The following is a 4,506-nucleotide window of genomic DNA, read 5'->3' on the forward strand; positions in this document are numbered from 1 at the left end:
CACCGCGATGGCCTGCTGACGTACGGCGCGGCGCGGATCTTCGGAGTTGCCCAATGCTGCCGTGCGCCCATCGCGCAGCACCGGCTTGGACACGGTCGCCACTTGGGCGCCGTGCTGGATCAATTCCTTCAGCACGTCGGCATGGCCCTGGTCGGCAGCCTGCATCAACGCGGTGGTACCACGTTCGATTTCACTGGCATTCACATCGGCGCCGTGTACCAGCAATGCATGCACGGCATCGACGTTACCCGAGCGTGCGGCCACCATTAGCGGGCGGCGACCGAGCGGCAGCTGTTCGTTGGCATCGGCGCCGCCTTTGAGCAATGCTTGAATCACGGCGGCATCACCGCGTGCCGCTGCCAGCCACAGCGGCGTGGCGCCATCGTGATTGGGCAAGTCCGGTTTGGCGCCGGCCTTCAGCAGCAGCTCGGTCAGTTTTGCGTCGCCCCGATATGCAGCCCATTGCAAGGCGGTGGCGCCATCGGCCTGTTGTAGATTTACGTCGGCACCGTGTTTCAAAAGACGCTCGATTTCCGCGTTGTTGCCCTTACTTGCGGCATCGGCAATTGGAGCTTGCGCGAACGCAGCGCCTGCCATCGCCGATAGCAACAAGGCAGTGAGAGTTTTCAACGCAAAGCTACGCATGCTGTTTCTCAGCGAGGCCGTCACACCAGGCCGGGCAGAGGGCCGGTGCTATCGCCAAAACTGTCACGGTGGATGTCGAACTGGTCGAGAATGCTCAACAGTAGATTGCCGGTCGGTACCTGCTTGGTCGGGAACGCCAGATGGCGACCACCTTGCAGTTTGCCGTAGTTGCCGCCGATCAGGATGTGCGGCACGTCGTAGTGCACGTGCTGGTTTGGGTTGCCCATGTTGCTGCCGTACAGCAGCAGAGAATGATCGAGCAGCGAGCCGTCCCCATCGGTGGTATTAGCCAGTTTGTCGACGAAGTACGCCAACACCTTCACGTGATACTGGTTGATCTTCGACAGCTGCTTGATCAGATTCGGATCTTCACCGTGGTGCGAGCCGCCGTGGAATCCCAGTGTCGGCGACTCGCATTCCGGATAGACACGGCCGGTGAGATCGCGCGCGAACAGCATGGTGCTGACGCGGGTGATGTCGGCCTGGAAGGCAAGCACCAGCAGATCGAACATGATCTTGATGTGCTGATCGAACGACTGCGGAATGCCCGGGGGCACCGCGAAACCCTCCGGTGCGGCATTCGTCGCTTTGGCGGCGATCTGCATACGACGCTCGATCTCGCGCACGTTGTCGGTGAAGGCATCCAGGCGTGCACGGTCCGGCACACTGATCGCAGTGCGCATACCTTTGATCTTCTCGTTGACCGAATCGAGGATGCTCTGATCACGCTCGCGGCGCTGTGCGCGTTGCTCGGCGGTGCTGCCGCTGCCGAACATGCGCTCGAATACGACCTGCGGGTTCAGTTCCATCGGCAACGGCGTGGTCGGCGATGCCCATGCGATCGTGTTGGTATAGACGCAGCTGTAACCTTCGCCGCAGTTGCTCGAACCCGAACCGGGGTCTTCCACCGAAATTTCCACTGATGGCAGCAGCGTTTCCTGCCCGTACTTGGCGGCGATGACCTGGTCGATGGTCTGGCCGGCGTAAACGTCGGCACCAGAGGTCTTGCGCGGTTTCTGCGCGCACAGGAACGCGGCAGCGACCCAGTGGTCGGCACCGGTTTCACCCGGAGGCGGCTCGGACGAGCGCGAATGCAGACCGGTCAGAATATTCAGGTGTTTGCGGAACGGCTCCATCGGTTTCCAGATGAACGGCAGTTCGTCCGGCAATGCGCCGACTGTGTCGGGGATCCAGTAGCCTGGTGCCGCGCCGTGTGGCACGAAGCCGCCGAAGAAACGTGGCGGTGTGTTCGCCGCAGTCTTTGCCTGTGCCGTCATGGCGGGGAGCATTGCATCCAGCAAAGGAAGGGCAAGCGTGGTGCCGACGCCGCGCAACACGGCGCGACGGCTGATATGCTTTTTGGTAATGAACATGGGTCTACTCACCCTCCATCGAATTTGCGGCTGACAGCGAAACTGGGGCTGATTTCATGTTCATGGTGAAGGCCGGACTCTGGACCACACCCATGATCAGCGACGAAAACTTGTAGTTGTCCTTCGCCGCGTTGTGCGTCAGCGAACGGACCAGTGGCATATCCTGGTAATCGAGGCCTCGACCGATGGCATAGGTCAGCAGGTTCTTGGTCACCACTTCCACGAACATCTCGTGCTTGCGCACCGCGAGGTCGCGCAGACCCTTGATGCCTTCGACGCGGGTGCCGTCGGTGACGATGCCGAGCGAGTCGATCGGGGTGCCCACTTCAATCGTGCGCCACTCGCCCACGGGGTCGAAGTTCTCCATCGCCAAACCCAGCGGCTCGAACATCTTGTGACAGGTGGCGCAGGTCGGGTTGATGCTATGTATTTGCAGGCGCGCACGCATGGTCTTCGGGGTTTCACCGGTTACCTGGTCCAATTTGATTATCACGCCAGGCGGCGGATCCGGCGGACTTACGCCCAGGAAGGTCTGCAGGAACCATTTGCCACGCTTCACCGGCGAGGTCCGCGCCGCCTCAGAGGTAATGGTCAGCAGTGCACCCTTGCCCAAGAGGCCTCGGCGCATGTCCTGATCGGGTCCCAGTTGGACCCGCCGGAACTGCGGGCCGTAGATGTCGGGGATGCCGTAGTGTTTGGCCAGACGCTCGTTGACGAAGGTGTAATCCGCCGTCAGCAGATCGATCACACTGCGGTCTTCCTGGATGATGCTGGCAAAGAACAGTTCGACTTCGCGCTTGAACGCATCGCGCAGGGTGCTGTCGAAATCGGGGAACACATTCACCGCCGGCTCGCTGGCCGCGATGCCGCGGATATTCAGCCACTGGCCTGTGAAATTCTGCACCAGCGCCTGCGAACGCGGATCGGCGATCATGCGATCGACCTGCTGTTTCAGGACCTTCGGCTTGTGCAGCTTGTTGGCGGAGGCGAGATTGATCAGCTCCTCGTCAGGAATGCTGCTCCACAGGAAGAACGACAGACGCGACGCCAGTTCGAGATCGCTGATCTGGTAGGGAGTACCTGGCGCTACTTTGGCCGGCTCGATCTCTGCGCGGTAAATGAAATCCGGATCAATCAGGATGCGCTGGATCACCGCTTCGATGCCGCTGTCGAAATTGCCACCCTGTTCACGTCCACTGTGAAAGAAGGCGGTCATTACCTTGATGTCGTCGTCGCTGGCCGGACGGCGGAAGGCCTTCGTGGTCAACGTAGAGATGATCTTGCGTGCGCAGCGGTCTTCCTCGCTGACTTTCTTCGGGTAGCACTCGAAAATCGCGCGTCGGCTTTGCGTATCGGTGGCCACCGTGCCCTTGAATGGACCTTCGATGAATACTTGTCCCACGTGCGGGTAGAACGTGTAACCGGAAATCGAGCCGGGCGAGTTCATCGTGCGCTGGAACGATTTGTCGATTGCGGTGTCGGGCAGATCGCTGGTGGCGAGGAACGCCACGCCGATGCGGTGAAAGCCGGCCTTGATCGGCAGGGCCGGAGTCTTGCCGCCATCACCGCGTTTGGTGGCGATTTCTCTGTCCCAGTCGTACAGGTACACGCGTTTGCCATCAACGGTGACTTCCAACTGTTCACCTTTGACGTTGCCGAGTACGGCGGTGAAGTAACCGGTCATGCCCTTTACGGTAAGCGTGTACTCGCCGTCGGCGGGGAATTCGTGTTCGATCAGCATGCCGCCACGGGTGCCGAACGGTAGGCCTTCGACGTATTCGTTCTGGCTGGTGTCGTGGGGCGCGTCGAACACAGCCAGCGTCGGCGCCGTGTCGGTGCCCATGGCCAGACGACTGATGTTGCCAGCCGCCGACAGATACGCCTCCATCAACGCCGGCGACGTGGTCAGGGTGCCGGCCATGTTGTCGAAGCCGTGACTGGAGTCGTCGGACGGCAGGAACTTGGCGGCGTCGATGTCGAGGTCCAACAGATCGCGGATCGCGTTTGTGTATTCGGTGCGGTTGAGGCGATGCAGGCCCGGCGCCAGCGGATGAGGATCCTTGGTGGCGGCAATCTTGTCGATGCTCTGCTCCAGACTCTGCGCCAGCAACTGCACTGTATCGTAGTCGGGGCGCGCCTTACCCGCCGGTGGCATCATGCCGGCGCGCAAGCGTTTGATCATTTTCTCACCGACTTGCGGCCTTCCGCCGATGCTGGCGGCATCGGCGAATTCCAAATCGACCCCGCCAGCGTAGTCGCTGGAGTTGTGGCAGACGGCGCAGTACTTGTCGATCACCGCTGCACTGTCCACGCTCCCGTCTTGGGCAACCGCGGCTTGTGCGAAAACGATCGCCCCCGCGAGGATGAACATCCGGTGGGGCGCGAGCTTTGGCTGTCTCATTAACCGCATTACATTACATTCCTGCCTAGCAACGATGACTGAGGAAGCATCGTCAGACAACTATAGCGGGTCTAGCGGGTACGGCCC

General features: G+C 60.9%; 3 protein-coding genes. All 3 read right to left on the reverse strand.

Annotated elements, in window-relative coordinates; all coding sequences use genetic code 11:
* The coding region (locus tag VK725_RS00985) for an ankyrin repeat domain-containing protein (protein WP_325316202.1) at nt 1–645 on the reverse strand (645 nt) is incomplete at its 3' end.
* A gap of 20 nt (nt 646–665) precedes the next feature.
* Nucleotides 666–2,018, reverse strand: a complete 1,353-nt coding sequence (locus VK725_RS00990) for a DUF1552 domain-containing protein (protein ID WP_325316203.1) — start codon at nt 2,016–2,018, stop codon at nt 666–668.
* A 4-nt stretch (nt 2,019–2,022) separates the two neighbouring features.
* Nucleotides 2,023–4,329 (reverse strand): DUF1592 domain-containing protein, encoded by a 2,307-nt coding sequence (locus VK725_RS00995; RefSeq protein WP_325316204.1) that lies wholly within the window; start codon nt 4,327–4,329, stop codon nt 2,023–2,025.
* Between the last annotated feature and the right edge of the window lie 177 nt (nt 4,330–4,506).

This window comes from Dyella sp., from assembly GCF_035486915.1.
GTDB lineage: Bacteria > Pseudomonadota > Gammaproteobacteria > Xanthomonadales > Rhodanobacteraceae > Dyella_B.

Excerpts from the sequence above, each read along its gene's own strand:
- VK725_RS00990 (WP_325316203.1), bottom strand. The coding sequence starts at position 2,018 with ATGTTCATTACCAAAAAGCATATCAGCCGTCGCGCCGTGTTGCGCGGC.